Source organism: Hydrogenophaga sp. L310 (assembly GCF_055703065.1).
The window spans coordinates 124,280-148,565 of the sequence record NZ_JBVPZA010000002.1; the positions used below are offsets into that span (position 1 = coordinate 124,280).

Below are 24,286 nucleotides of genomic sequence, written 5' to 3' on the forward strand. Positions count from 1 at the left end.
GGCTTTTTGCCTACAATGAAGTCCCAACTATCGCAGTTGCCATTGATTGTTGGTTATGGGCGCGTCAACAGCTGACGCGCCCTTTTTTATGGTCCCCCGCAACCTCGTGCGTGGGCACTTTGTTCCCCTGGTAGAGCTGTTTTCTTGATGAACCACATCCGCAATTTTTCGATCATCGCGCACATCGACCACGGCAAGTCCACGCTGGCCGACCGCATCATTTCCCTCTGTGGTGGCTTGTCCGATCGCGAGATGAGCGAGCAGGTGCTGGACTCGATGGACATCGAGAAAGAGCGCGGCATCACCATCAAGGCGCAGACCGCAGCGCTCAAATACAAGGCGCGCGACGGACAGGTCTACAACCTCAACCTGATCGACACGCCGGGGCACGTGGACTTCTCTTATGAAGTCAGTCGCTCCCTCTCCGCCTGCGAAGGCGCGTTGCTGGTGGTGGATGCCAGCCAGGGCGTTGAGGCGCAGACCGTTGCCAACTGCTACACCGCGCTCGACCTGGGTGTGGAGGTGGTGCCGGTGCTCAACAAGATGGACCTGCCCAACGCCGATCCCGAAAATGCCAAGAGCGAGATCGAAGACGTGATCGGCATCGACGCGACCGACGCCATTCCCTGTTCGGCCAAAAGCGGCATGGGTGTGGAAGACATCCTGGAGGCCGTCGTTGCGCGCATTCCTGCACCCAAGGGCAATCCCAACGCACCGCTGCGCGCCATGATTGTGGACAGCTGGTACGACGCCTATGTGGGCGTGGTGATGCTCGTGCGCGTGGTCGACGGTCAGCTGCTCAAGGGCGAGCGGTTCAAGATGATGGCCACCAACACCGTCTACAACGCCGACAACCTGGGCGTTTTCACGCCTGGCAACGAACCGAGAGACGCGCTCAAGGCCGGTGAAGTGGGCTACATCATTGCCGGCATCAAGGAGCTGCAGGCGGCCAAGGTGGGCGACACCATCACGCTGGAAAAAAAGCTGCCCAACAACCTCGGTCCGGCCGAAGAGGCGCTGCCCGGTTTCAAGGAAGTGCAGCCGCAGGTCTTTGCCGGTCTGTACCCGACCGAGGCGAACCAGTACGACGGCCTGCGCGACGCGCTGGAAAAACTCAAGCTCAACGACGCCGCGCTGATGTACGAGCCCGAGGTGTCGCAGGCGCTGGGTTTTGGTTTCCGTTGCGGTTTTCTGGGCCTGCTGCACATGGAGATCGTGCAGGAGCGGCTGGAGCGCGAGTTCGATCAGGACCTGATCACCACCGCGCCCAGCGTGGTGTACCAGGTGGTCAAGCCCGATGGCGAAGTCATCATGGTCGAGAACCCGTCCAAGATGCCCGACCAGGGGCGCATGGAAGAGATCCGCGAGCCCATCGTGACCGTGCACCTCTACATGCCGCAGGAATACGTGGGCGCGGTCATGACGCTGGCCAACCAGAAGCGCGGCATGCAGCTCAACATGGCCTACCACGGCAAACAGGTCATGCTGACCTACGACATGCCGTTGGGTGAAATCGTGCTGGACTTTTTCGACAAGCTCAAATCGGTGAGCCGTGGCTACGCCTCCATGGACTATGAGTTCAAGGAGTACAGAGCGGCCGATGTGGTCAAGGTCGACATCCTGCTCAACGGCGAGAAGGTCGATGCGCTGTCCATCATCGTGCACCGCAGTCAGTCGCAGTACCGTGGCCGGGCCGTGGTGGCGAAGATGCGCGAAATCATCAGCCGCCAGATGTTTGACGTGGCCATTCAGGCTGCCATTGGCGGCAATGTGATCGCGCGCGAGACCATCAAGGCGTTGCGCAAGAACGTGCTGGCAAAATGTTACGGTGGCGATATCAGCCGCAAACGCAAACTCCTTGAGAAACAGAAAGCAGGCAAGAAGCGCATGAAACAGATTGGCTCGGTTGAAGTGCCCCAAGAGGCTTTCCTCGCGATTTTGCAGGTGCAGGACTGATGCAATCCACGATGAGCGCCATCACGGCGGTGGTCCTGGCCGCCTTTGCCGCTTATGCGGGGGCGTTTTTCTTTGGCTATGTCGAAGGCAACTTCGCCCTGTTGCTGATGCTGGCCACGGCCATCACCGGTTTGTACTGGGTGGCGGAGAAGCTGGTTTTCCTGCCTCAGCGCCAGCGCGATGCGCAACGGCTGCTGAACGCTCGGGAAGACCGTGCTGCGGCCTTGCATCAGCAGGGCTTTGGCGGGACCGACGTCGACGTGGAGCCTGCTCGCCAGCGGTTGCTGATGCAGCCGTGGTGGCTGGACTGGACGGCAGGCCTGTTCCCCGTGATCCTGGCGGTGTTTGTGCTGCGCTCCTTCCTGTTCGAGCCGTTCAAGATTCCCTCCGGATCCATGATCCCCACCTTGCGCGTGGGGGACCTGATCCTGGTGAACAAATTCCACTATGGCATCCGGCTGCCCGTGTTCAACACCAAGGTGATCGCGAACAACGAGCCGCAGCGTGGCGATGTGATGGTGTTCCGCTATCCCCCGCAGCCCAGTCTGGATTACATCAAGCGCGTGGTGGGTGTCCCTGGCGATGAAGTGGCCTACCTCAACAAACAGCTGAGCATCAACGGCCAGCCGGTGCCGCGCAGCCAGGAGCCTGAGTTCTTTGACAGCGATGTCATGCGTTACGCCAAGCAGTTTGGTGAAAGCCTGGGGGGGCGGAGCTACAAGACCCTGAATGACGAGGACCGGCCGGCCTTCGTCTCGGGCACCACCGAGTTCGCCTACAAGGACAACTGCCGCTATTCGGTGGAGGGTGTGGTCTGCAAGGTGCCTGTCGGGCACTATTTCATGATGGGCGACAATCGGGACAACTCCCTGGATTCGCGCTACTGGGGCTTCGTGCCCGAGGCCAACATTGTGGGCAAGGCCTTCTTTGTCTGGATGAATTTTGGCGATCTCGGGCGCATCGGATCGTTTGAGTGAGTTTGACCATCTTTGGAGAAAAGAACCATGAAACTGAAGCAAAGGCAACAAGGTCTGACTTTTTTTGGCTTGTTGATCGTCGGCATCCTGCTGGCCTTCGCGGGTGTGATCTTTGCGCAATTTGTGCCCACCTATATCGAGTTCATGGCGGTGGAGAAGGCGGTTCAAAAGGCATCGGAGGGCACCACCGTGGCCGAGGTGCGCAGCATTTTTGACAAGGCAGCACAGATCGATGACATCACCACCATCACTGGCAAAGACCTGGAAGTGGGCAAGCAGGGTGACCGGGTGGTGGTTTCATTCGACTACCAGCGCGAAATCCCGCTGGTGGGTCCGGCCTATCTGGTGATGAAGTACAAGGGCAGCTCCAAGTGAGTGGGCCTTGTGCAAAGGGTGCCGCCTGATTTGAACCCGGAACTTCTCGCGCTGCAAAAGCGCCTCCAGCACCCGTTTGCCAATCCGCGCCTGCTGGAGCGTGCGCTGACCCACCGCAGTTTCACGTCCGACCACAACGAGCGCCTGGAGTTTTTGGGCGACTCGGTGCTCAATCTGGCCATTTCCGGTCTGCTGTTTGAAAAACTCAGCCAGCTGCCCGAGGGCGATCTCTCGCGGGTGCGGGCGAACCTGGTCAAGCAGGACACGCTGTTCCAGATCGCATCGGTGCTCGGACTCTCTGCTTGCCTGCGCTTGGGCGATGGCGAAAAGCGCTCAGGGGGCCACAAACGCCCGTCGATTCTGGCCGATGCGCTCGAAGCCATCATCGGCGCGGTGTACCTGGATGCGGGCTTTGAGGTGGCCGCCGCGATGGTGCGCAGGCTTTACGGCGATGTTGAACTGAACGCCCAGATGAGCGCCATGGGCAAGGACCCGAAGACCGAATTGCAGGAGTGGCTGCAGGCGCGCAAAATGAAGCTGCCGGTTTACCGCGTGGTGGCTACCCTGGGCGAAGCCCATAAACAGACGTTCGATGTGGAATGCACAGTGACGGAAACCGGTCGCAGCGAACGTGGTATCGGTGCTTCGCGTCGCGCGGGTGAGCAGGCCGCAGCGGCGGCCATGTTGCAGCACCTCATGGCGGAGTGACCCGCCTCCCGTTCCCGAAACACGCCGCTTGCGTCATTTCTCTCTTTGCCCCTGGCGTTGACCCGTCAGCACGAATCCATGTCCCGAAAAACCGTTCCCATGCCCGCTCCGTCACAGCCTGCCACACCTGTGGCCAACCCTGAGCTTGACGCCATGCTGGCCCGCGCCCTGGGCAACCCCGGTGAGGTTGAAGCCGAGCAGCCCGAAGCGGCGTTGCAAGAGCCCGAGCCTGTCGATCCGGCGGCCCAGTATTGCGGCTTCGTGGCCATCGTGGGCAAACCCAACGTGGGCAAATCGACCCTGCTCAATGCCTTGGTCGGCCAGAAGGTCAGCATCACCTCGCGGAAGGCGCAGACCACGCGACACCGCATCACGGGTTACCGCACCGTCGGGCCGACGCAGTTCGTGTTCGTGGACACGCCGGGTTTCCAGACCCGGCATGGCAATGCGCTGAACCGGGCACTCAACAAAACTGTGCTGGGCGCGGTGAACGATGTGGACCTGATCCTGTTCGTGGTGGAGGCCGGGCATTTCAACCTGGCCGATGCCAAGGTGCTGGACCTGTTGCCGGCGAACGTGCCTGTGGTGCTGCTGGCCAACAAGTTCGATCTGGTGCACCGGCGTGGCGACCTCGCGCCCTGGCTGCGCTCGATGCAGGAGCGCCACGCGTTTGCCGAGTTCGTGCCGATGTCGGCCAAGAACACCAAGGACATCCAGCGCCTGTTTGCGATCTGTGAGAAATACCTGCCGCAGCAACCCTGGATGCACGATCCCGAAGAGCTCACCGACCGCAGCGAGCGCTTCATGGCCAGCGAGATGGTGCGTGAAAAGCTCTTCCGCCTGACCGGCGACGAGCTGCCCTACACATCCACCGTCATCATCGACAAGTTCGAGCAGGAAGGCCGGCTAAGGCGCATCGCAGCGACCATCGTGGTGGAGCGCGATGGCCACAAGGGCATGGTGATCGGCGACAAGGGCGAGAAGCTCAAGCGCATCGGTACCGAGGCGCGTCAGGAACTGGAGAAACTCTGGGATTGCAAGGTGTTTCTGGAGTTGTGGGTCAAAGTGCGTTCGGGCTGGGCCGATGACGATGCGCGCGTGCGCTCGTTTGGCTACGAGTGAAGTCTCCGCAAGCGAACCATGGCCACGCGCCGGTTTTCTGAAGAACCTGCTTTCGTCCTGCACCGCTACGACTGGAGCGAGTCCAGCCTGGTGCTGGAAGTGTTCACGCGTCACCATGGCCGCATTGCGCTGGTGGCCAAGGGGGTCAAGCGGCCCACATCCCAGTTCCGTCCGGTGCTGTTGCCGCTGCAGCCACTGCACCTGAGCTGGGGCGGCGACGCCGAGGTGCGCACGCTCAAGTCGGCCCAGTGGCAGGGCGGGCATGTCATGCCCACTGGTGAGGCGCTGCTCTCCGGTTGTTATCTCAACGAGCTGCTCATGCGCCTGCTGGCCCGGGACGATCCGCACGCGGCCCTGTACGACCACTACACCCTGGCGGTGCAGTTGCTGGCCGAGCGGGCCGATGCACAGCAGCTCATCCTGCGTGCGTTCGAGTTGCTGTTGTTGCGCGACATCGGCCTGCTGCCCGATCTGGCGCAAGAAGGCAACACGCTGGCGTCTCTGCACGATGGCGTGTTCTATGTGCTGGGCCCGGAGAGCGGACTTCGTGCGGCGCATGGCGACGATGCGCATGCCCTTTCTGGGGAGCAGTGGCGTTCGCTCCAGATCGCGATGGACGAGACCGATCCCCTCATCGCCACCCTGCGCGCCTGTGTCGGTTGCCAGCAGGCGCTGCAGCCGCAGTTGCGCAACCTGCTGCACTACCATAGCGGTGTGCGGGTGTTCAAGACCCGCCAGCTGATGCTGGATGTGCAGGCCATGGGCCGACCTCGCGCATCGCCCGAAGCGGCTTCCACCAACCTCCAGACCACGCCATGACCACGGCTTCACTTCCACGCACCGCGCTGTCGGTCAACCTCAACAAGGTCGCCCTCGTGCGCAACACCCGGCACCTGGGTATCCCGTCGGTCACTCGGGCGGCTTCCTTGTGCCTTCAGGCCGGGGCACACGGCATCACCGTGCATCCCCGTCCCGATGAACGCCACATCCGGCCCCGCGATGTGTTCGATCTGGCGGAACTGCTCAAGGCCTGGCCCGATCGCGAATACAACATCGAAGGCAACCCGTTTCACAACCTGATGGATGTTGCTCGCGAGGTGAAAACCAAGGGCCTGCCGCTGCACCAGCTGACCTTCGTGCCCGACAGCGAAGGCCAGTTCACCAGCGATCACGGCTGGACCTTCCCGCAGGATGCCGAGCGCCTTCAGGCCGTCGTGGCCGAAGCCCGTGCCCTGGGCGCGCGCGTGAGCCTGTTCATGGACGCCGAACCCGCGCAGATGGCCGCGGCCAAAGCCGTGGGTGCGGACCGGGTGGAGCTCTACACCGAACCCTACGCCGCCGCATGGCACACGCCTGAACGCGCTGCGCAGCTCGAACGCTTTCGCGGCGCCGCGCAGGCGGCTCTGGATGCGGGCCTCGGTGTCAACGCCGGGCACGACCTCAACCGTGACAACCTCACCGCTTTCCTGCGCGCTGTACCGGGCGTGAGCGAGGTGTCGATCGGTCACGCTTTGATCGCCGATGCGCTGGAGCTGGGCTACGCCGCCACCATCGACGACTACAACCGTTGCATTCACGAGGCGTTCGCCTGACCCGCCCATGATCTTCGGCATTGGTACCGATATCTGCGACATCCGACGCATCTCGGCGACCTTTGAACGCCAGGGTGAGCGGTTCGCACGCAAGGTGCTCAGCGACGCTGAATTCGTCGTCTGGCAGCGGCGCAGCGCGCGTTGGCCGCACCGCGGCCTGAGCTACCTCGCGACGCGTTTTTCTGCCAAGGAAGCGTTTTCCAAGGCCATTGGTCTGGGCATGCGTTTGCCCATGACCTGGCGGCGCTGTGAAATCGCCAATCTGCCCAGCGGCCAGCCCGTGATCGTGTTGCACGACGATCTCAAGACCTGGTTTGAAGCGCAGGGATTGCGTGTCCATGTGACCGTGACCGACGAGACCGACTACGCCGCCAGCTTCGTGGTGGTTGAGAAAGACGATGCCCACACCCCACCCGCCGGGCCCGCGAGTTCCGCCCCAGTGCGACTTGGCCACGAAACCTGACCACCTGCCTGCACAAAAAATGCATCAACACGCCCCACTCATCATCGATGTCGCTGGCCACAGCCTCACCACCGCCGAACGCCAGCGCCTGGCCCATCCCCTGGTGGGTGGCGTCATCCTGTTTGCCCGCAACTGGTTGGACCGTGCCCAACTGACCCGACTGTGCCGCCAGATCAAGGCCGTGAGGCCCGACCTGCTGATCGCGGTGGACCACGAAGGCGGGCGTGTGCAGCGCTTTCGCACCGACGGTTTCACCCACCTGCCACCCATGGCCGCCTTCGGCGGGCTGTGGCTGTCGCCGCCGAAGAATGGCGAAGGTGAGGGCGGTCCCGCGATGCGCGCGACCAACGCCGCCACGGCCGCCGGCTACGTGCTCGGCGCCGAGTTGCGCGCCTGTGGTGTGGACCTGAGCTTCACGCCGGTGCTCGATCTGGACTACGGTGAAAGCTCGGTCATTGGCGACCGCGCCTTCGCGCGCGACCCGCGCGTGGTGTCGTTGCTGGCGCAGGCGCTGATGTTCGGCCTGCAGCAGAGCGGCATGGGCAACTGCGGCAAACACTTCCCGGGCCACGGCTTCGTCAAGGCCGACTCGCACTTGGCGATTCCGGTGGACAAGCGCAGCCTCAAGGCCATCCTGGCCGAAGATGCCGCACCCTACGGTTGGCTCTCCAGCAGCCTGCAGGCGGTGATGCCCGCGCACGTGATCTATCCCAGGGTGGACAGCCGACCTGCGGGATTTTCGTCGCGCTGGTTGCAGGACGTGCTGCGCCACCAGCTCGGTTTCACCGGCGCCATCTTCAGCGACGACCTCAGCATGGAAGCGGCGCGCCATATCGACGGGCGCGACGTGAGCTTCGCCAAGGCCGCACTGGCTGCACTCACCGCGGGTGGCGACATGGTGGTGCTGTGCAACCAGTCTGTGGTGGATGGTGGGTCGCCGATCGACGAGGCCATTGAAGCCTTGTCGCGAGCACAGGTGGAGGGGTTGTGGAGCCCCAATCCCGCGAGTGAAGACCGGCGCCTGGCGCTGCTGCCGCGCGCTGCGGAGATGGACTGGGACACACTGATGGTGAGTGCGCGCTACATGCACGCACTCTCCCTGCTGCCCTGAATCAGCGTTCCACGCCCATCCGGTCGAGCAGATCGGAAATCAGCTCCAGCCGCAGCAAGGGATTGTCCAGCGTCATCAGCCGGTGTTTGAGTTCGGCCGGTGCGGGCAGGAGTTCGGCCCAGCGGTTGGCCACCCAGCCGCTGTCGTCCCACTGGTAGGGCGGCTGCAGCGGCAGCTCGTTCATGGCCTCTGGCTCGCGCTCCTGCAGGTTGTGCAGCAAGCGTTGCAGCGCGTCGCGCGTGGGCAAGAGGTGTTCGGGCACCGGGATCACGGGCTCAGCGTCGTCGAGTTGCACATCGCCCACCCACAGTCCGTGCGGCAGTTGATGGCTGGCGGTCACATGAAAGCGCTGCAGGCCGCGGCAGTGAATGACCAGCAGTCCGGGCTGCGGCCGCTCCAGCTGTTCGATGCGCGCCAGTGTGCCCACGGGATGAAACACCTCACGCGCAAAGGTGCCACCGCTGGGCGGTGCATTTGGATCGATGCGCCGTACCTCGCTGCCCTCGGACAGGCAGACGACGCCGAACGGCGCGCCGGCCTTGTGGCACCGGCTGATCATGTCGAGGTAGCGCACTTCGAAAATGCGCAAGGGCATCCAGCCGCCGGGAAACAGGACGGTCTGCAGCGGAAACAGGGGCAGTTGCGACAGGACCAGCGGTGCTGTCTCCGGTGTTTCACTCAATCGGCAACCACCGCGTCGGCACTCTGGCGCTGCAGCATGGCGAGCGCGCTGGCCACCGTGGTGCGCAGTTCGCGCCGATCGCAGATGAAGTCGACTGCGCCCTTGGTGATCAGGAACTCGGCACGCTGAAAGCCTTCGGGCAGCTTCACGCGCACGGTGTTCTCGATCACGCGCGGGCCGGCGAAACCGATCAGTGCCTTGGGTTCGGCGATCACCACGTCGCCCAGGAAGGCGAAACCGGCCGAGACGCCACCCATGGTGGGATCGGTCAGCACGCTGATGTAGGGCAGGCCCTTCTTGGCCAGCCGGGTGAGGGCGGCGTTGGTCTTGGCCATCTGCATCAGCGAGAGCAGGCCTTCCTGCATGCGCGCACCGCCGGTGGCGGTGAAGCAGACAAAGGGCACCTTCTGGGCAATGGCTTCTTCCACACCGCGCACAAAACGCTCACCCACCACCGAGCCCATGGAGCCGCCCATGAAGTCAAACTCGAAGCAGGCGGCCACCAGGCTGACGCCTTGCACCGCACCACCCATGACAATGAGCGCATCGGTCTCGCCCGTGGTCTCCAGCGCTTCTTTCAGGCGCTCAGGGTACTTGCGGCTGTCCTTGAACTTCAATGCGTCGACCGGCAGCACCTCCTGACCGATTTCATACCGGCCCTCGGCGTCCAGGAACGCATTCAGACGGGGCCGGGCACCGATGCGGTGGTGGTGGCTGCAGTGTGGGCAGACGTTCTGGTTCTTTTCCAGATCGGTCTTGTAGAGCACAGCCTCGCAGCTCGGACACTTGATCCACAGCCCTTCGGGCACGCTGCGGCGCTCGGTTGGGTCGGTGTGGGTGATCTTCGGTGGCAGCAGCTTTTCAAGCCAGGACATGGGTGTGCTCCTATGGGGAAGCCGGGCCCATGAGGCCCGGGAAAGTCAGGGGATTATGCGTCCAGCGCTTTTCGTATGGTGCGCAGGAAATGGGTGGCAACCGACACCACCTTTTCATGCGGCTCGTTCTCGATCAGCTGGATGATCTTGCTGCCGATCACCACCGCGTCGGCGCTCTTTCCTATGGCTTTGGCCGTTTCGGCATCGCGGATGCCAAAACCCACGCCCACCGGAATGCTGACGTGGGCGCGGATGCGCGGCAACATGGCCTCGACCTGACCCACGTCCAGCGTGCCCGCGCCCGTCACGCCCTTGAGCGACACGTAGTACACGTAGCCGCTGGCCACGCGCGCCACCTGCGCCATGCGCTCGTCGGTACTGGTGGGTGCGAGCAGGAAGATCAGGTCCATGTTGGCGGCGCGCAGGGTGGCAGCGAAGTCCTCGCACTCTTCCGGCGGGTAGTCCACCACCAGCACACCGTCCACTCCTGCGGCCGAGGCGTCGCGGACAAAGCTGCCGTCGCCGTGTTTCTGGTCATAGCGTTCGATCGGGTTGGCATAGCCCATCAGAACCACCGGGGTGGTGCTGTTGCGCTCGCGGAAGATCTTCACCATCGCGATGACCTGGGTCAGGCCAATGCCCAGCGCCAGCGCGCGATCGCCCGCCTTCTGGATCACCGGGCCGTCGGCCGAGGGGTCGGAGAACGGCACGCCGAGTTCGATGACGTCGGCACCGGCCTCGACCATGCCGTGCATCAGGTCGGGTGTGATGTCGGCATAGGGGAAACCGGCGGTGACGAAGGGGACCAGGGCCTTGCGGTTCTGTGCCTTCAGTTCGGCAAAGGTTATTTCGATGCGGCTCATTTGGTCACCTTGATGGTGGCGGTTTCCATGCCGCCTTTGACCGACTGCCCACGGCAGCTCGGTCGGCAATAGAAGTCGGCATTCGACAGGTCGGCCACGGTGCCGATGTCCTTGTCGCCGCGGCCGGAGAGGTTGACCAGGATCGATTGCGTGGGCTTCATGGTCCTGGCAAGCTTCATGGCGTAGGCCACGGCATGGCTTGATTCCAGCGCCGGGATGATGCCCTCGGTGCGGCACAGGTAGTGGAAGGCTTCCAGCGCTTCCTTGTCGGTGATGCCGACGTATTCGGCGCGGCCGATGTCTTTCAGGAACGCATGCTCAGGGCCGACGCCGGGGTAGTCCAGTCCGGCGCTCACGCTGTGGGTCTCGGTAACCTGGCCGTTGTCGTCCTGCAGCACATAGGTGCGGTTGCCGTGCAGCACGCCGGGGCTGCCTTTCTGCAGCGAGGCCGAGTGTTTGCCGCTGTCCAGGCCTTCGCCGGCCGCTTCCACGCCGATCAGGCGCGTGGCGGCGTGGTCGATGTACGGGTAAAAAATGCCCATGGCGTTGCTGCCACCGCCCACACAGGCGACCACCACGTCGGGCTGTTCGGTCTTGCAGCCAGCGGCCTTGAGCATCTGTGGCATCTGCACCAGGCACTCTTCACCGATCACGCTCTGGAAGTCGCGCACCATCATCGGATAGGGGTGCGGTCCGGCCACGGTGCCGATGATGTAGAAGGTGTTGTCCACGTTGGCGACCCAGTCGCGCATGGCCTCGTTGAGCGCGTCTTTGAGCGTCTTGCTGCCGCTTTCCACCGGCACCACGGTGGCGCCCAGCAGCTTCATGCGGTAGACGTTGGGGCTCTGGCGCTTCACGTCTTCACTGCCCATGTAGACCACACATTCCAGTCCGTAGCGGGCGCAGATGGTGGCGGTGGCCACGCCGTGTTGGCCGGCGCCGGTTTCGGCGATCACGCGCGGCTTGCCCATGCGCCTGGCGAGCATGGCCTGGCCGATCACGTTGTTGATCTTGTGGGCGCCGGTGTGGTTGAGGTCTTCGCGCTTCAGGAAGATCTGGGCGCCGCCTTGCTCACGGCTCATGCGTGCGGCGTGGTAGACAGGGGAAGGGCGGCCCACGAAATGCGCAAGCTCGCTCTGGAATTCCGCGAGGAACTCGGGGTCGTGCTGGTATTTCGCGTAGGCGGCTTTGAGCTCGTTGATGGCGTGCGTGAGCGTTTCGCTCACGAAGCTGCCGCCGTAGATGCCGAAGTGGCCGCGGGCGTCGGGTTGCTCGTAGGTGTTCATGGGTGTCTCGGTTCAATGGCCCGAGCGACCCGGAAACGGGTTCAGCTCGGACGGGATAAGTGGGTGTCGGCCGCGCGAACGGCGGCGACGAATGCGTGGATCTTGTCGGCGTCCTTGATGCCTTTCGACACCTCGACACCGGAACTCACGTCAACGGCCCAGGGCCGTACGCGGCTGATGCCATCGATCACGTTTGCAGGCGTGAGTCCACCAGACAAAACGAGGCGAGAGCTGGCGTTTAGAAGCGGATGTGACCAAGGGAAAGGATTCCAGTCGAATGATTGACCTCCGCCGCCAAATCCCTCGACATGGGCGTCGAGCAGGATGGCCTGGGCGGCAGAAAAGTCTTGCGCGTATTTTAGGAGATCAAAGCCCGCCCCGGCGGGGCCGGTGGGTATGCGCGCCGCGCGCAGGAACGGGCGGCCAGCGGCCAGACAGTCGGCGGGTGTTTCGTCGCCGTGGAACTGCAGCAAGGCGTTCGGCACAGCCGCGGTGCCTTGCGCAATGAACGCCGGGCTGGCGTTCACGAACAGCAGCACCGGCGTGACGAAGGCGGGCAGGCGGCGTGCCAATTCCGCGGTGCGCTCGGGCGTGACAAACCGAGGGCTCTGGGGGTAGAGCACGAAGCCGATCGCGTCCGCACCGGCCTGCACGGCAGCGTCTACGTCGGGTTCCCGGGTGAGACCACAGATTTTGATTCGTGTCCTGGAAGGTTTCATCGGCGGACGTTGCTTGTTCGAGGACACCGCGGAACCGGCTTTGCCGGGTCGCCAGTGTCGCCCCCTTGAGGGGGTGGCGTTGAAGGCGGCGCGGGGGGAGGGGGCTATGGCAACCAGTCGAAGGCGGGTGTGCGGGTGGGCAGACCAAAAGCCTCATCGTAAACCGGACCCAGAAAATACAGGCCATCGGGCGAAAACGTGGGCGCGGCCGCGTCTCGGCTTTTCGCGGCCAACACATCGGCCATCCATGTGGCCGGGTACTTTCCGTTGCCAATGGCGATCAGGCAGCCCATGATGTTGCGGATCATGTGGTGCAGGAAGGCGGATGCTTCGAACTCGAAGCGCCAGTAGGCGCCGCGCTGCGAAATGTCGATGCGCTGCATCAGCTTGACGGGGCTGTGAGCCTGGCAGGCCGAGGCTCGGAACGAGGTGAAGTCGTGTTCACCCACCAGCGTCTGAGCCGCCTGCAGCATGGATTCAAGCTGAAGCGGGCGAAACACCCAGCCGACCTGGCCATGGTCGATGCTGGGTCTGACCGGGGATTCAAGCAACACATAGGCATAGCGGCGTGAGCGGGCGCTGGCGCGGGCGTGAAAGCTGGCGGGTACGCGTTGCGCCCATTGCACGGCAATGTCGGCTGGCAGAAAACGGTTGGTGCCGCGGACCCAGGCGTTGTTCGGTCGTTCGACCGGGGTGTCGAAATGCACCACCTGCATGAGTCCGTGCACGCCAGCATCGGTGCGTCCGGCGCACAGCGTGCCGACTTTGTCGAGGGCAGTGAATTCGGTCAGGGCCCGTTCCAGCCGGTCCTGCACCGTGCGGCCACTGGACTGGCTCTGCCAGCCATCGTAGCAATGGCCGTTGTAGCTGACCCCCAGCGCCATGCGCAATGACGGGGCTTCACGGGGTGAAGCCCCGACAGATGTGGCCTTGATCAAAGGGGAATGCAGACCGCGGGGTTGTGTCAGGCGAGGTCGGCCAGGAAGGTGCCTGCCTTGGTTCTCAGGGTGCCGGAGGCTTCGGCCAACACTTCTTCGGCCAGCGATCGTGCACCTTCAAGGTCGCCGATGGCCCGAAACTCTTCGGCCAGGGACAGCTTGGTTTCCAGCGGATTCTCGGCACTCAGTCCGGCGGTCTCTTCACTTGCGGCTTGCTGAGGGTCACTCAGATCCAGCTCAATGTCGCTCAGGTCAAAGGACAACAATTCAGCAGAGGGTGCGGTGCGTTCTTGCCCGTTGCTGCTTTGGACCACGGGCGTGGAGGATTCATCAAAATCGAACGCAGGCAGCACCTCGCTGTCGTCCAATGCGGGCTGTTCCGCCGCAACGACCGCGGGTGTCGCCGTTGGCGCGGGCGAAGACAGGGGCACCGGCTCGGAGGGGAAGTCCAGGTCAAAGTCCATCGGTCGGGAGGCCAGATCGTTGACATCACCGGGAGCGCTTGTGAGCGCGTCCGTTTGGTCCAGATCGTCCAGGCTGGACATCTGGGCGTCCACCCGAGCGGGCATTTGCAACGCAACCGGGGCCGAAGGTGTGTCCAGCCCAATGTCCAGATCAAGATCAAGGCCGAGGTTGTTGTCGGTATCTGTGTCGGTTGGTGCACCGGGGGTGGTGTTTTGTGCAAGTGTGCTGTTGCCGAAGGGGATCGTACTGGCGCCACCTGCAACAGCAGCACCCGCCTTGCCCACAGGACTTCCGCCAGGCTGGTACAGCGGATTGTTCGGATCCAGTTCTTTGCCCAGACCGCAGGCGTGTTCCCACTCAGCCCCCTGCCCTTGGGTGATCCCGTAGGCTTCAGTGGCCACAACTTCAAAGGCCTTGGCGTCGCGACGCTTGGCGTAGATTTCAAGCAATTTGTTGTGGATGGCCACGCGCGCGGGGGTGCTGCGCATGGCTTCCTTGAGAATCTCCTCGGCCTGCAGATCGCGGCCGTAGGCCAGGTAGACGTCGGCCTCGGCCACCGGATCGACGTCGCCGGCGGCATCCAGCTGGCTGGGGGAATACACCATGGACGAGCCCGATGCCGAGGCTTCGGCGGTGTCAATGCGCTGACCACCGCTGGAGCCGAAGAACGAGTCGGGTTGCAACCGGCTTTCCAGGAAGGAGCTGTCCGAGGCGGATGTCTTCTTGCGTTGGCGCATGCGGTACAGGCCCAAGCCAGCGAGCAGCACGAGCAGTCCACCCGCAGCGGGCAGCACGAAGGGATTGCCCAGCAACTGTCCAATGAAGGAAGGTTCATCGACAGCCGGAGCTGGCACCGGTACAGCGGGGTTGGGAGCGGGGGCCGGGGCCTGGGCAACAACGGGCGGAGCGGACGGTTCAGCGGCTGCAGCGGGCACGGGCTCAGGTGAAACTGCTGGCGTGACAGCCACTTCGGGGGCTGTTGCTGCCGGTTTCGGAGCGTCCGGCACGACCGGCGCGCTGGCAGCGGCATCCGCTGGCGCTGTGGCTGGGGCGATCTTGGCCAGTTCGTCGATGTTTCTGGAGAGCTCCGCCACGCGGGTTGTGGCGTCGCTGGCGCGCCGTTCCTCGGCGATCTTGGCTTCTTCCTGTGCAGACTGACCCGGCGCAGCACCCTTGGACAGCGTCAGCTTGTCCTGGGTTGCTGGCGCTGGCTTCTGGTCCTCGACTTCGGCCTGCACACGACCCGTGGCTTGCCGGTCTGCTGCGGCAACCGCGGCAGCGGGCACGCGGCTCGCCAGGCGGCGGCGGAATTCGTTGAAGTCGCGGCTCTGCGCAGCGATGATCTGGCGAGCCTCGCTGGTTGGCGTGGCCGTCGCGGTGGCCTCATTGGGCAGATCCACCAGGGAACCCGCTCTGATGCGGTTGATGTTGCCACCGATGAACGCATCGGGGTTGGCACGCAGCATGGCCACGAGCATCTGATCAAGCGACACATTGGCGGGCAGGTTGTTCGCCGCAATGCGCCCGGCGGTGTCGCCGGCTTTGACCCTCAGGCGCGTGCCGGCGCCAGCATTCACATCAGGCGCAGTGGCTGTCGGTGCGGCCGGACGGGGGGCAGGGGCGCGACCCGGTGCAGCGGAGGCGGCGGGTGCACGGACAGTTGGAGTGGAGGCAGCCTCGGGCGGCCGGACCGGCGTGGATGATGGCGCAACCGGTGCTGTCGTCGACTGCGCGGTCACTTGGGGTGCCATCGGCGCTGGCAGGGGCGGGCGCAGGCTGGGGGGGTCAAACAGCAGCGTGTAGTCGCGCACGATTCGGCCCGATGCCCAGTTGGCCTCCAGAATCATGTCCATGAAGGGCTCGTTGACTGGGCGCCTGCCCGTCAGACGCAGGAAGGCGCGGCCGTCGGAGCGGCGCTGCAGAACGACCTGGAGGTCGGCCAGCGCGGCATTGAAGTCCATACCGGCTGCACGGAACGCGCCTGCCGCCGCAAGACCCACACGCAGACTGGTCGACTCTTCGGCCGTGATTTCGAGGACCTCGACCTCGGCCCGAAGGGGTTCTCCCAGGGCCGATTGCACCACTATGCGCCCCAGCGCCAGGGCTTGCGCATCACTGGCCTGTAGCAGGCCGGTGCACAAAACCACCGCGGCAGCTATCGCGTGCAACCGCGCAAGACCTCTTGAACCGGTATCGCCGGCCGTGGCGCAGGTTCGGATGGATGGTGTGTGGCGGGTGTGAATTGGCACGTGGACCTCGACGTAAAAAACCGAGAATTGACCATAACATCAACGCATTACGGTGACAAGCTGAGAATTCGCTTGAGTTTCCCGGGGGCCGTTTCACCATATCTGGCGGCATTCCAGCGTTGTGACTTCGCAACGAGAAAGCGGGCTCAATGGCCCACTTTGTCGTCAAGCATGCCTGCAATCAGGCGTCCAACAAAATTCGCAGCATGCGGCGCAGCGGTTCGGCAGCGCCCCACAACAACTGGTCGCCAATGGTGAAGGCGCCCACATATTCCGGGCCCATGGCCAGCTTTCGGATGCGTCCGACCGGGATGATCATGGTGCCGGTGACCGCCACGGGCGTCAGGTCCTTGATGGTGGCTTCGCGGGTGTTGGGCACCACTTTGACCCACTGATTGTCCGCCGCGATCATGGCTTCGATATCGGCTGTTGGCACGTCTTTCTTGAGCTTGAAGGTCAGCGCCTGGCTGTGGCAGCGCATCGCGCCCACGCGCACGCAGAAACCGTCCACCGGGATGGCGGCCGAACCGAAGCCTTCGCCCATGCCGAGGATCTTGTTGGTTTCGGCCATGCCCTTCCACTCTTCCTTGGACATGCCGTTGCCCAGGTCCTTGTCGATCCAGGGGATCAGCGAACCACCCAGCGGCACCCCGAAGTTGGCCGTCTCGGCACCGGTCAGGCTGCGCTGCTTGGCGATGACCTTGCGGTCGATCTCCAGGATGGCGCTTTTGGGGTCGTCCAGCAAGGCCTTCACTTCGGCGTTGAGCGTGCCGTACTGCGTCAGCAGTTCGCGCATGTGCTGGGCGCCACCACCGGAGGCGGCCTGGTAGGTCTGGGTGCTCATCCACTCGACCAGACCGGCTTTGTACAGCGCGCCCACGCCCATCAGCATGCAGCTCACGGTGCAGTTGCCGCCGACCCAGTTCTTGCCGCCATTGGCCAGCGCGTCCTTGATCACCGGCATGTTGACCGGGTCGAGGATGATGACGGCATCCTTTTCCATGCGCAGCGTGGAGGCGGCGTCGATCCAGTGGCCGTTCCAGCCTGCGGCGCGCAACTTGGGAAACACCTCGCTGGTGTAGTCGCCACCCTGGGCGGTGATGATGATGTCGCAGCGCTTGAGGGCCGCGATGTCGTGCGCGTCCTGCAGCGTGGTTTCGTTCTTCGCCATCGCCGGAGCCTTGCCGCCGGCGTTCGAGGTGGAGAAAAACAGCGGCTCAATCAGGTCGAAGTCTTTTTCCTCGACCATGCGATCCATCAACACCGAGCCAACCATGCCGCGCCAGCCGACCAAACCAACCAACTTGCTCATTTCAAACGCCCTTTCAAGTACATAAAACAGGTCCAGACCAGACCGACTTGCCCGGCTCGTCTGGGCCGGGAGGGCGCACGACGAACCAGGCTGGATCAGCCCTTAATGGTCGTGGTTTTGATGGTGATTGCGTGCGCAGCCACACCGGCCAGGGCGGCGGGTGCTTTGTTCAGGTCGAACGGGCGGGCGGCAAACATGGGTGTAGATTGTACCGGATGGTGGCTTGGGCGAAACTGACACGCGGGCGCAAAAAAGGCAGCCCGTAGGCTGCCTTCAATGGGGCGTTGGTTCGCAGTGCGATCAGCCCAGCGCTTTCACCACCGCATCGCCCATCTGCGAAGTGCCGACCTTGGTTGTACCCTCGCTGTAGATGTCGGGCGTGCGCAGGCCTTGCACCAGCACCTTTTGCACGGCGGCTTCGATGCGTTGTGCAGCGGCTTCCTGGTTCAGGCTGAAGCGCAGCATCATGGCCGCGCTCAGGATGGTGGCCAGCGGGTTGGCCACGCCCTTGCCCGCGATGTCGGGCGCGCTGCCGTGGCTGGGTTCGTACAGGCCCTGGTTCTTCGAGTTCAGCGAGGCCGAGGGCAGCATGCCGATGGAGCCAGTGAGCATGGACGCTTCGTCGGACAGGATGTCGCCAAACATGTTGCCGGTCACCACCACGTCAAAAGCCTTGGGTGCCTTGACCAATTGCATCGCGGCGTTGTCCACGTACATGTGCTGCAGTTCCACGTCCGGGTACTGGGCGTGCACTTCGGTGACCACGTCTTTCCAGAACTGGAAGGTTTCCAGCACGTTGGCCTTGTCCACGCTGGTGACTTTCTTGTTGCGCTTGCGTGCGGCCTGGAAGGCGACGTGGGCGATGCGCTCAATCTCCGGCTTGCTGTAGCGCATGGTGTCGAAGGCTTCTTCGGCACCGGGGAAATGGCCGTCGGTGGCCACGCGGCGGCCGCGCGGCTGGCCGAAGTAGATGTCGCCGGTGAGCTCGCGAATGATGAGGATGTCCAGGCCCGCGATGAGCTCGGGCTTGAGGCTGGACGCTCCCACCAGCTGCTCGTAGCAGATGGCGGGGCGGAAGTTGGCGAACAGGCCGAGGTGCTTGCGCAGGCCCAGGATGGCCTGCTCGGGGCGCAAGGGGCGGTCGAGCTTGTCGTACTTCCAGTCGCCCACGGCGCCGAACAGGATGGCGTCGGCCGATTTGGCGAGGTTGAGAGTGGACTCGGGCAGCGGGTGGCCATGCGCTTCGTAGGCGGCACCGCCGACCAAGGCGGATTCCATTTCGAATTTCAGATCGAGCGCGTTGAGGACTTTGACCGCTTCGGCCACGATTTCGGTGCCGATGCCGTCACCGGGGAGAACTGCGATTTTCATGAGTGCTTCTTGTGTGTGGAGGGGTGATTACATCGTGTGCGCGAGCCAGGGCTTGGTCGCCAGACGCTCTTTTTCGAACGCGGCGATCTTGTCCTTATGGCGCAAAGTCAGGCCGATGTCGTCCAGCCCGTTGAGCAGGCAGTACTTGCGGAAGGCCTGCACCTCGAACGGGATTTCTTCGCCTTGAGGTTTCACGATCACTTGGCGTTCCAGGTCGATGGTCAGTTGGTAGCCCGGGAAGGCATACACCTCGTCGAACAGCTGGGCGACCGTGGCCTCGGGCAGCACGATGGGCAGCAGGCCGTTCTTGAAGCAGTTGTTGAAGAAGATGTCGGCGTAGCTCGGTGCGATGACGGCGCGAAAGCCGTACTGGTCGATGGCCCAGGGCGCGTGTTCCCGGCTGGAGCCGCAGCCGAAGTTCTTGCGGGTCAGCAGCACCGACGCGCCCGCGTAACGCGGCTGGTTGAGCACGAAGTCCGGGTTCGGTTGGCGTGTAACGGGATCCTGGCCGGGCTCGCCCTTGTCCAGATAGCGCCACTCGTCAAACAGGTTGGGCCCGAAACCGGTCTTGCGGATCGACTTGAGGAACTGCTTGGGGATGATGGCGTCGGTGTCGACGTTTTCGCGGTCCATGGGGGCCACGAGGCCCTGGTGAATGGTGAATTTCTGCATGATGGTGTGTGGGGGTTGTGTGGCTGGCCTCAGTGGGTCGCGCCCTTGACGGCTTCGCCAGCCTTCTCCAGCCCGGAGCCGACCGACTGGCCGACGGCTTTGCCGCCTTCGACGGTCTTGTCCTTGATCTCGATGGCCTTGTCAACGACCGCGTCCTTGACTTCCACGGCCTTGCCTTTGACCACGTGCGCGTCCTGTTTGACGCCTTGCACGGTGTTGCAGGCGGCCAGGGACACCAGGGTTGCGGTGGCCAGCAGGGTGAACAGGGGTTGGGTAGAGGACATCTGAGGACTCCTTGATGAGGACTCGGGATGGAAGGTCAGGCGATGGTGCGCACGTCAATGAAATGGCCGTGGATCGCGGCGGCGGCAGCCATCGCTGGGGAGACCAGGTGGGTGCGGCCACCGGCGCCCTGGCGGCCTTCGAAGTTGCGGTTGCTGGTGGAGGCACAGCGTTCGCCGGGTTCCAGGCGGTCGGCGTTCATGGCCAGGCACATGGAGCAGCCGGGTTCGCGCCACTCGAAGCCTGCGGCCTTGAAGATCTCGTGCAGGCCTTCGCGCTCGGCCTGTTCCTTGACCAGACCCGAGCCGGGAACGACCATCGCCAGCTTGATGTTTTTGGCCACTTTCTGGCCCAGCTTCTTCACCACGGCTGCGGCCTCGCGCATGTCTTCGATGCGGCTGTTGGTGCAGGAGCCGATGAACACCTTGTCCACGAAGATGTCGTTCAGGGCCTTGCCCGGCTCCAGCGCCATGTAGGTGAGCGCACGCTCAATGGCGCCGCGCTTGTTCGGGTCTTTTTCCTTCTCGGGATCGGGCACGCGGGCGTCCACGCCGAGCACCATCTCGGGCGAGGTGCCCCAGGTGACCTGCGGCACGATCGTGCTGGCGTCCAGTGTCACTACGGTGTCGAACACCGCGTCGGCGTCCGAGTGCAGAGTTTTCCAGTAGGCCACGGCCTGTTCCCATTCCACTCCGGTGGGGGAGAGCGGGCGACCCTTGACGTATTCGATGGTTTTTTCATCCACCGCCACCAGACCCGCGCGGGCACCGCCTTCGATGGCCATGTTGCACACCGTCATGCGGCCTTCCATCGACAGGGCGCGGATCGCGCTGCCACCGAATTCGATGGTGTAGCCGGTGCCGCCCGCGGTGCCGATCTTGCCGATGATGGCCAGCACGATGTCCTTGGCGGTCACGCCCTTGGCGAGTTGCCCGTCCACGCGCACCAGCATGTTCTTGGCCTTCTTGGCCAGCAAGGTCTGCGTCGCCATGACGTGCTCGACCTCGCTGGTACCGATGCCGTGCGCGAGTGCGCCAAACGCCCCGTGGGTGCTGGTGTGGCTGTCGCCGCAGACCACCGTCATGCCGGGCAGGGTGGCGCCGTTTTCCGGACCGATCACGTGAACGATGCCCTGGCGCTGGGACATGAAGGGAAAGAAGGCCGCTGCGCCGAATTCGGCGATGTTGTCGTTCAGCGTGGTGATCTGTTCCTTGCTGATCGGGTCGGTGATGCCGTCGTAACCCTGTTCCCAGCCGGTGGTGGGCGTGTTGTGGTCGGCGGTGGCCACGATCGAGCTCACGCGCCAGACCTTGCGGCCCGCCTGGCGCAGGCCCTCAAACGCCTGCGGGCTGGTCACTTCGTGCACCAGGTGGCGGTCGATGTAGAGGACGGACGTGCCATCCTCTTCGGTGTGGACGACGTGTTCGTCCCAGATCTTGTCGTAGAGCGTGCGTGCCATGGAGAGGGGTTCCTTTGCTGATGGAATTTTATGCGTGGGGGTCTGTAACCGTGTGTTGCCCGGACTGCTCGCCCAGGTGGGCAACGAGCAGTCGGGCCGTGACGGGCAAGGTCGAAAAATCGCGGGCCACCAGGTCGATCTGGCGGGTGGCCCAGTCATCGGTCAGAGTCACGCAGGTGAGCTCGCCCACGCCGTGCATCAGCTCGAAAGCACGCCGCGGCATCAGACCGACGCCCAGACCGTTGTGGATCATGCGGCACATGGCGTCCAGCCCCGTTACGCGGATGCGCAGCCGGATGCCTCGGCCGGCGGTGGTGGCGGCCTGGTGCATGGCCTGGTAGATGGAGCTGTTGGCGTGCAGTCCCACATGATCCCAGTCGAGACTGTCGGCGAAAGCCAGTTGTTTCTCACCCGCGAGAGGGTGTGCCTGCGGAACGATCAGCACCAGCTGGTCTTGCCGGTAGGGGCGGGTTTGCAGGTCGGGCAGGGGGCCACTCACTCCCGTGTGGCAGATGCCCAGATCGGCCGCGCCTTCCTGCACGGCCCGCACCACCTCGCTGGACAGGTGTTCTTCCAGGTCGATCTTGACCTGGTCGTGCAGGCGGGTGAAGCTGCCCAGGTCTTCGGGCAGGAACTGGACAATGGCCGAGATGTTGGCGTGCATGCGCACATGCCCGCGCACACCGTCGGCGTACTCCGAAAGTTCGCCCTGCATCTTGTCCAGGCTGAACAGCACCGAGCGCGCGTGGTGGAGCAGGCTCTGGCCGGCGGGCGTGGGGCTGGCACCCCGGGCATGGCGGTAGAGCAGCGTGGTGCCCACGGCGCTTTCAAGATCGGAGAGGCGCTTGCTCACGGCCGAGGGGGCCATGAATTCCTGTTCGGCCGCCTTGCCGATGCTGCCGCGCTCGCACACCGCCACAAAAAGCTGGAGCGAGGTGAGGTCGAGGCGGCGGGTGAAGCTGCGGTCCGGGTTGTTCATGGCTGACTCGTCGTCAATGACGATGAGTTTCCAATTTTCTCACCTTGTTCTGTTTTTTGACATCGTATTTCACGATGGGTGTCTCCGCAAAAACAAAACCCGCCGATGGCGGGTTTTGTGGATGGGGACGAGGCCGGCGCGGAACCGGCTGCCGGGCCGCTGCTGGCGCTCCCTGGGTGGGTGGCGCCGCAGGCGGCTCGGGGTTTATCGCTTGAAACCAGCGGGGACGTCGCGGCGCTCGGCGCCCGTGAACAACTGGCGAGGACGGCCGATCTTGTACTCGGGGTCGCTGATCATTTCGTTGAGCTGGGCGATCCAGCCGACGGTGCGGGCCAGGGCGAAGATGCCGGTGAACAGGTTCACCGGGATGCCGATGGCGCGTTGCACGATGCCGGAATAGAAGTCCACGTTCGGGTACAGCTTGCGCGAAACGAAATACTCGTCTTCCAGGGCAATGCGCTCCAGTTCCTTGGCCAGCTTGAACAGCGGGTCGTTTTCCAGACCCAGTTCCTTCAGCACTTCGTCGCAGGTTTCCTGCATCAGCTTGGCGCGGGGATCGTAGTTCTTGTAGACGCGGTGACCGAAGCCCATCAGCTTCACGCCGGAGTTCTTGTCCTTGACCTTCTCCATGAATTCGCCGACCTTGGCCACGCCGCCCTGGCGCTGGATGTCTTCCAGCATGTTCAGGCAGGCCTCGTTGGCGCCGCCGTGAGCGGGGCCCCAGAGGCAGGCCACGCCGGCAGCGATGGCGGCAAACGGGTTGGTGCCCGACGAACCGCACAGGCGCACGGTGGAGGTCGACGCGTTCTGCTCGTGGTCGGCGTGCAGGATGAAGATGCGGTCCAGGGCGCGTTCGAGCACTGGGTTCACCACGTACTCTTCACACGGGGTGCCGAACATCATGCGCAGGAAGTTGCCCGAGTAGCTCAGGTCGTTCTTCGGGTACATGTAGGGCTGGCCCACGCCGTACTTGTAGGCCATGGCCACCAGGGTGGGCATCTTGGCGATCAGGCGGATGGCCGCCACGTGACGGTGTTCCGGGTTGTTGATGTCGGTGCTGTCGTGGTAGAAGGCCGACAGACCTCCCACCAGACCGGTCAGCACGGCCATGGGGTGGGCATCGCGGCGGAAGCCACGCAGGAAGAACTGCATTTGCTCGTTGACCATGGTGTGGTTAATCACGAGCTTGTGGAAGTCGCCGCGTTGCTTTTCGTTGGGCAGATCGCCGTTGAGCAGCAGGTAGCAGGTGTCGAGGTAGTCGCAGTGGGTGGCGAGCTGCTCGATGGGGTAGCCGCGGTACAGCAGTTCACCCTTGTCACCATCGATGTAGGTGATGGCCGACTGGCAGGACGCGGTGGACAGGAAGCCGGGGTCGTAGGTGAACATGCCGGTCTGTGCGTACAGCTTGCGGATGTCGATCACGTCCGGGCCGATGCTGCCGGCATACACCGGCATATCGACGCTGGGGCTGCCGTTGGAGAACGACAAGGTGGCTTTGTTGTCTACGAGTTTCATTCGGTTTCCTTTTGAGGGGCTTAAACGGGTAGCCGGGCTGCGCGAAGCATGCCCAATACGTGCGTGACGTCGTCACGGGCCAGCTCGCCTTGGGGTGGTTTCCTGCCGAGCAACAGATCGAGCAGATCGTTGTCGGACAGGTCCATTAAAACCCCCAGAGCTTCAGCCTGCCTGACAGTCAAGCCAGAAGCGTGCCTGGCAAAGAAGCTGTCGATGAACAGGTCGTTTTCGAGCAGTCCACGGCGGCAGCGCCAGCGCAGCTTGCTCAGAGCGCGTTGATCGAGCAGGGCGTCACAGGTACTGGCATCCATAGTG

General features: G+C 63.6%; 24 protein-coding genes. 9 read left to right on the plus strand and 15 right to left on the minus strand.

The window, feature by feature from the left end; translation table 11 throughout:
- The first annotated feature begins 147 nt into the window (after positions 1–147).
- The 9 genes from lepA to nagZ all read left to right on the plus strand — a co-directional run bounded on the left by lepA (position 148) and on the right by nagZ (position 8,304).
- Entirely contained in the window at positions 148–1,956 is a 1,809-nt protein-coding gene (lepA, locus tag AC0GNO_RS04235) for a translation elongation factor 4 (RefSeq protein ID WP_472890056.1), read from the plus strand.
- A complete protein-coding gene (gene lepB / locus AC0GNO_RS04240) occupies positions 1,956–2,933 on the plus strand; it encodes a signal peptidase I (RefSeq protein ID WP_472903061.1) in 978 nt (325 codons plus the stop codon). The genes lepA and lepB overlap by 1 nt, the downstream gene beginning before the upstream one ends.
- A gap of 27 nt (positions 2,934–2,960) precedes the next feature.
- Positions 2,961–3,308, plus strand: coding sequence for a DUF4845 domain-containing protein (locus AC0GNO_RS04245; RefSeq protein WP_472903062.1), 348 nt, complete (start codon positions 2,961–2,963; stop codon positions 3,306–3,308).
- A 30-nt stretch (positions 3,309–3,338) separates the two neighbouring features.
- Positions 3,339–4,016, plus strand: a complete 678-nt coding sequence (rnc, locus tag AC0GNO_RS04250; RefSeq protein WP_305362922.1) for a ribonuclease III — start codon at positions 3,339–3,341, stop codon at positions 4,014–4,016.
- Between the two features lie 99 nt (positions 4,017–4,115).
- Positions 4,116–5,138, plus strand: a complete 1,023-nt coding sequence (gene era, locus AC0GNO_RS04255; RefSeq protein ID WP_472903063.1) for a GTPase Era — start codon at positions 4,116–4,118, stop codon at positions 5,136–5,138.
- Positions 5,139–5,156: 18 nt separating this feature from the next.
- On the plus strand, positions 5,157–5,957 hold the full coding sequence (gene recO, locus AC0GNO_RS04260; protein WP_472903064.1) for a DNA repair protein RecO: 801 nt from the start codon (positions 5,157–5,159) through the stop codon (positions 5,955–5,957).
- Positions 5,954–6,730: a pyridoxine 5'-phosphate synthase gene (locus AC0GNO_RS04265; RefSeq protein WP_472903065.1), complete on the plus strand. Its 777-nt coding sequence runs from the start codon at positions 5,954–5,956 to the stop codon at positions 6,728–6,730. Before recO ends, AC0GNO_RS04265 begins: the two co-directional genes overlap by 4 nt.
- Before the next feature lie 7 nt (positions 6,731–6,737).
- Positions 6,738–7,193 carry a holo-ACP synthase gene (gene acpS, locus AC0GNO_RS04270; protein WP_472903066.1) on the plus strand — a complete coding sequence of 152 codons (456 nt, stop codon included), beginning with the start codon at positions 6,738–6,740 and terminating at the stop codon, positions 7,191–7,193.
- A gap of 19 nt (positions 7,194–7,212) precedes the next feature.
- On the plus strand, positions 7,213–8,304 hold the full coding sequence (nagZ, locus tag AC0GNO_RS04275) for a beta-N-acetylhexosaminidase (protein WP_472903067.1): 1,092 nt from the start codon (positions 7,213–7,215) through the stop codon (positions 8,302–8,304).
- Between the two features lies 1 nt (position 8,305).
- Here the strand turns inward: nagZ and AC0GNO_RS04280 are convergent, their stop codons facing one another.
- The 15 genes from AC0GNO_RS04280 to AC0GNO_RS04350 form a co-directional block, all read right to left on the minus strand.
- Positions 8,306–8,986 carry an LON peptidase substrate-binding domain-containing protein gene (locus AC0GNO_RS04280; RefSeq protein ID WP_472890065.1) on the minus strand — a complete coding sequence of 227 codons (681 nt, stop codon included), beginning with the start codon at positions 8,984–8,986 and terminating at the stop codon, positions 8,306–8,308.
- On the minus strand, positions 8,983–9,861 hold the full coding sequence (accD, locus tag AC0GNO_RS04285; protein ID WP_472890066.1) for an acetyl-CoA carboxylase, carboxyltransferase subunit beta: 879 nt from the start codon (positions 9,859–9,861) through the stop codon (positions 8,983–8,985). Before accD ends, AC0GNO_RS04280 begins: the two co-directional genes overlap by 4 nt.
- Before the next feature lie 53 nt (positions 9,862–9,914).
- A complete protein-coding gene (gene trpA, locus AC0GNO_RS04290) occupies positions 9,915–10,724 on the minus strand; it encodes a tryptophan synthase subunit alpha (RefSeq protein ID WP_472903068.1) in 810 nt (269 codons plus the stop codon).
- Positions 10,721–12,010 (minus strand): tryptophan synthase subunit beta, encoded by a 1,290-nt coding sequence (trpB, locus tag AC0GNO_RS04295; RefSeq protein ID WP_472903069.1) that lies wholly within the window; start codon positions 12,008–12,010, stop codon positions 10,721–10,723. The genes trpA and trpB overlap by 4 nt, the downstream gene beginning before the upstream one ends.
- Positions 12,011–12,051: 41 nt before the next feature.
- A complete protein-coding gene (locus tag AC0GNO_RS04300; RefSeq protein ID WP_472903428.1) occupies positions 12,052–12,729 on the minus strand; it encodes a phosphoribosylanthranilate isomerase in 678 nt (225 codons plus the stop codon).
- A 104-nt stretch (positions 12,730–12,833) separates the two neighbouring features.
- A complete protein-coding gene (gene truA, locus AC0GNO_RS04305) occupies positions 12,834–13,619 on the minus strand; it encodes a tRNA pseudouridine(38-40) synthase TruA (RefSeq protein WP_472890076.1) in 786 nt (261 codons plus the stop codon).
- Between the two features lie 74 nt (positions 13,620–13,693).
- The gene (locus AC0GNO_RS04310; RefSeq protein WP_472903070.1) at positions 13,694–16,300 is read right to left on the minus strand and encodes a FimV/HubP family polar landmark protein; all 2,607 of its coding nucleotides are present in this window, start codon (positions 16,298–16,300) and stop codon (positions 13,694–13,696) included.
- 262 nt (positions 16,301–16,562) lie between these two features.
- Positions 16,563–17,693 carry an aspartate-semialdehyde dehydrogenase gene (gene asd, locus AC0GNO_RS04315; RefSeq protein ID WP_472903071.1) on the minus strand — a complete coding sequence of 377 codons (1,131 nt, stop codon included), beginning with the start codon at positions 17,691–17,693 and terminating at the stop codon, positions 16,563–16,565.
- A 300-nt stretch (positions 17,694–17,993) separates the two neighbouring features.
- On the minus strand, positions 17,994–19,064 hold the full coding sequence (gene leuB / locus AC0GNO_RS04320; protein WP_472903072.1) for a 3-isopropylmalate dehydrogenase: 1,071 nt from the start codon (positions 19,062–19,064) through the stop codon (positions 17,994–17,996).
- Positions 19,065–19,091: 27 nt separating this feature from the next.
- Positions 19,092–19,736, minus strand: a complete 645-nt coding sequence (gene leuD / locus AC0GNO_RS04325) for a 3-isopropylmalate dehydratase small subunit (RefSeq protein ID WP_472889335.1) — start codon at positions 19,734–19,736, stop codon at positions 19,092–19,094.
- A gap of 29 nt (positions 19,737–19,765) precedes the next feature.
- Positions 19,766–20,020 carry a hypothetical protein gene (locus tag AC0GNO_RS04330; RefSeq protein ID WP_472903073.1) on the minus strand — a complete coding sequence of 85 codons (255 nt, stop codon included), beginning with the start codon at positions 20,018–20,020 and terminating at the stop codon, positions 19,766–19,768.
- A gap of 35 nt (positions 20,021–20,055) precedes the next feature.
- Positions 20,056–21,477: a 3-isopropylmalate dehydratase large subunit gene (gene leuC, locus AC0GNO_RS04335; RefSeq protein WP_472889337.1), complete on the minus strand. Its 1,422-nt coding sequence runs from the start codon at positions 21,475–21,477 to the stop codon at positions 20,056–20,058.
- A gap of 28 nt (positions 21,478–21,505) precedes the next feature.
- The gene (locus AC0GNO_RS04340) at positions 21,506–22,456 is read right to left on the minus strand and encodes a LysR substrate-binding domain-containing protein (protein ID WP_472903074.1); all 951 of its coding nucleotides are present in this window, start codon (positions 22,454–22,456) and stop codon (positions 21,506–21,508) included.
- Positions 22,457–22,660: 204 nt separating this feature from the next.
- Entirely contained in the window at positions 22,661–23,971 is a 1,311-nt protein-coding gene (locus AC0GNO_RS04345) for a citrate synthase (RefSeq protein ID WP_472889339.1), read from the minus strand.
- A gap of 20 nt (positions 23,972–23,991) precedes the next feature.
- Complete coding sequence (locus AC0GNO_RS04350; protein WP_305362902.1) at positions 23,992–24,282, minus strand: FAD assembly factor SdhE; 291 nt, start codon at positions 24,280–24,282, stop codon at positions 23,992–23,994.
- Positions 24,283–24,286: the final 4 nt, after the last annotated feature.

Excerpts from the sequence above, each read along its gene's own strand:
- era (WP_472903063.1), top strand. The coding sequence starts at position 4,116 with ATGCCCGCTCCGTCACAGCCTGCCACACCTGTGGCCAACCCTGAGCTT.
- trpB (WP_472903069.1), bottom strand. The coding sequence starts at position 12,010 with ATGAACACCTACGAGCAACCCGACGCCCGCGGCCACTTCGGCATCTAC.
- acpS (WP_472903066.1), top strand. The coding sequence starts at position 6,738 with ATGATCTTCGGCATTGGTACCGATATCTGCGACATCCGACGCATCTCG.
- AC0GNO_RS04300 (WP_472903428.1), bottom strand. The coding sequence starts at position 12,729 with ATGAAACCTTCCAGGACACGAATCAAAATCTGTGGTCTCACCCGGGAA.
- lepA (WP_472890056.1), top strand. The coding sequence starts at position 148 with ATGAACCACATCCGCAATTTTTCGATCATCGCGCACATCGACCACGGC.
- nagZ (WP_472903067.1), top strand. The coding sequence starts at position 7,213 with ATGCATCAACACGCCCCACTCATCATCGATGTCGCTGGCCACAGCCTC.
- AC0GNO_RS04245 (WP_472903062.1), top strand. The coding sequence starts at position 2,961 with ATGAAACTGAAGCAAAGGCAACAAGGTCTGACTTTTTTTGGCTTGTTG.
- AC0GNO_RS04330 (WP_472903073.1), bottom strand. The coding sequence starts at position 20,020 with ATGTCCTCTACCCAACCCCTGTTCACCCTGCTGGCCACCGCAACCCTG.
- trpA (WP_472903068.1), bottom strand. The coding sequence starts at position 10,724 with ATGAGCCGCATCGAAATAACCTTTGCCGAACTGAAGGCACAGAACCGC.
- recO (WP_472903064.1), top strand. The coding sequence starts at position 5,157 with ATGGCCACGCGCCGGTTTTCTGAAGAACCTGCTTTCGTCCTGCACCGC.
- AC0GNO_RS04340 (WP_472903074.1), bottom strand. The coding sequence starts at position 22,456 with ATGAACAACCCGGACCGCAGCTTCACCCGCCGCCTCGACCTCACCTCG.
- lepB (WP_472903061.1), top strand. The coding sequence starts at position 1,956 with ATGCAATCCACGATGAGCGCCATCACGGCGGTGGTCCTGGCCGCCTTT.
- leuB (WP_472903072.1), bottom strand. The coding sequence starts at position 19,064 with ATGAAAATCGCAGTTCTCCCCGGTGACGGCATCGGCACCGAAATCGTG.
- asd (WP_472903071.1), bottom strand. The coding sequence starts at position 17,693 with ATGAGCAAGTTGGTTGGTTTGGTCGGCTGGCGCGGCATGGTTGGCTCG.
- AC0GNO_RS04345 (WP_472889339.1), bottom strand. The coding sequence starts at position 23,971 with ATGAAACTCGTAGACAACAAAGCCACCTTGTCGTTCTCCAACGGCAGC.
- leuC (WP_472889337.1), bottom strand. The coding sequence starts at position 21,477 with ATGGCACGCACGCTCTACGACAAGATCTGGGACGAACACGTCGTCCAC.
- AC0GNO_RS04350 (WP_305362902.1), bottom strand. The coding sequence starts at position 24,282 with ATGGATGCCAGTACCTGTGACGCCCTGCTCGATCAACGCGCTCTGAGC.
- accD (WP_472890066.1), bottom strand. The coding sequence starts at position 9,861 with ATGTCCTGGCTTGAAAAGCTGCTGCCACCGAAGATCACCCACACCGAC.
- leuD (WP_472889335.1), bottom strand. The coding sequence starts at position 19,736 with ATGCAGAAATTCACCATTCACCAGGGCCTCGTGGCCCCCATGGACCGC.
- AC0GNO_RS04265 (WP_472903065.1), top strand. The coding sequence starts at position 5,954 with ATGACCACGGCTTCACTTCCACGCACCGCGCTGTCGGTCAACCTCAAC.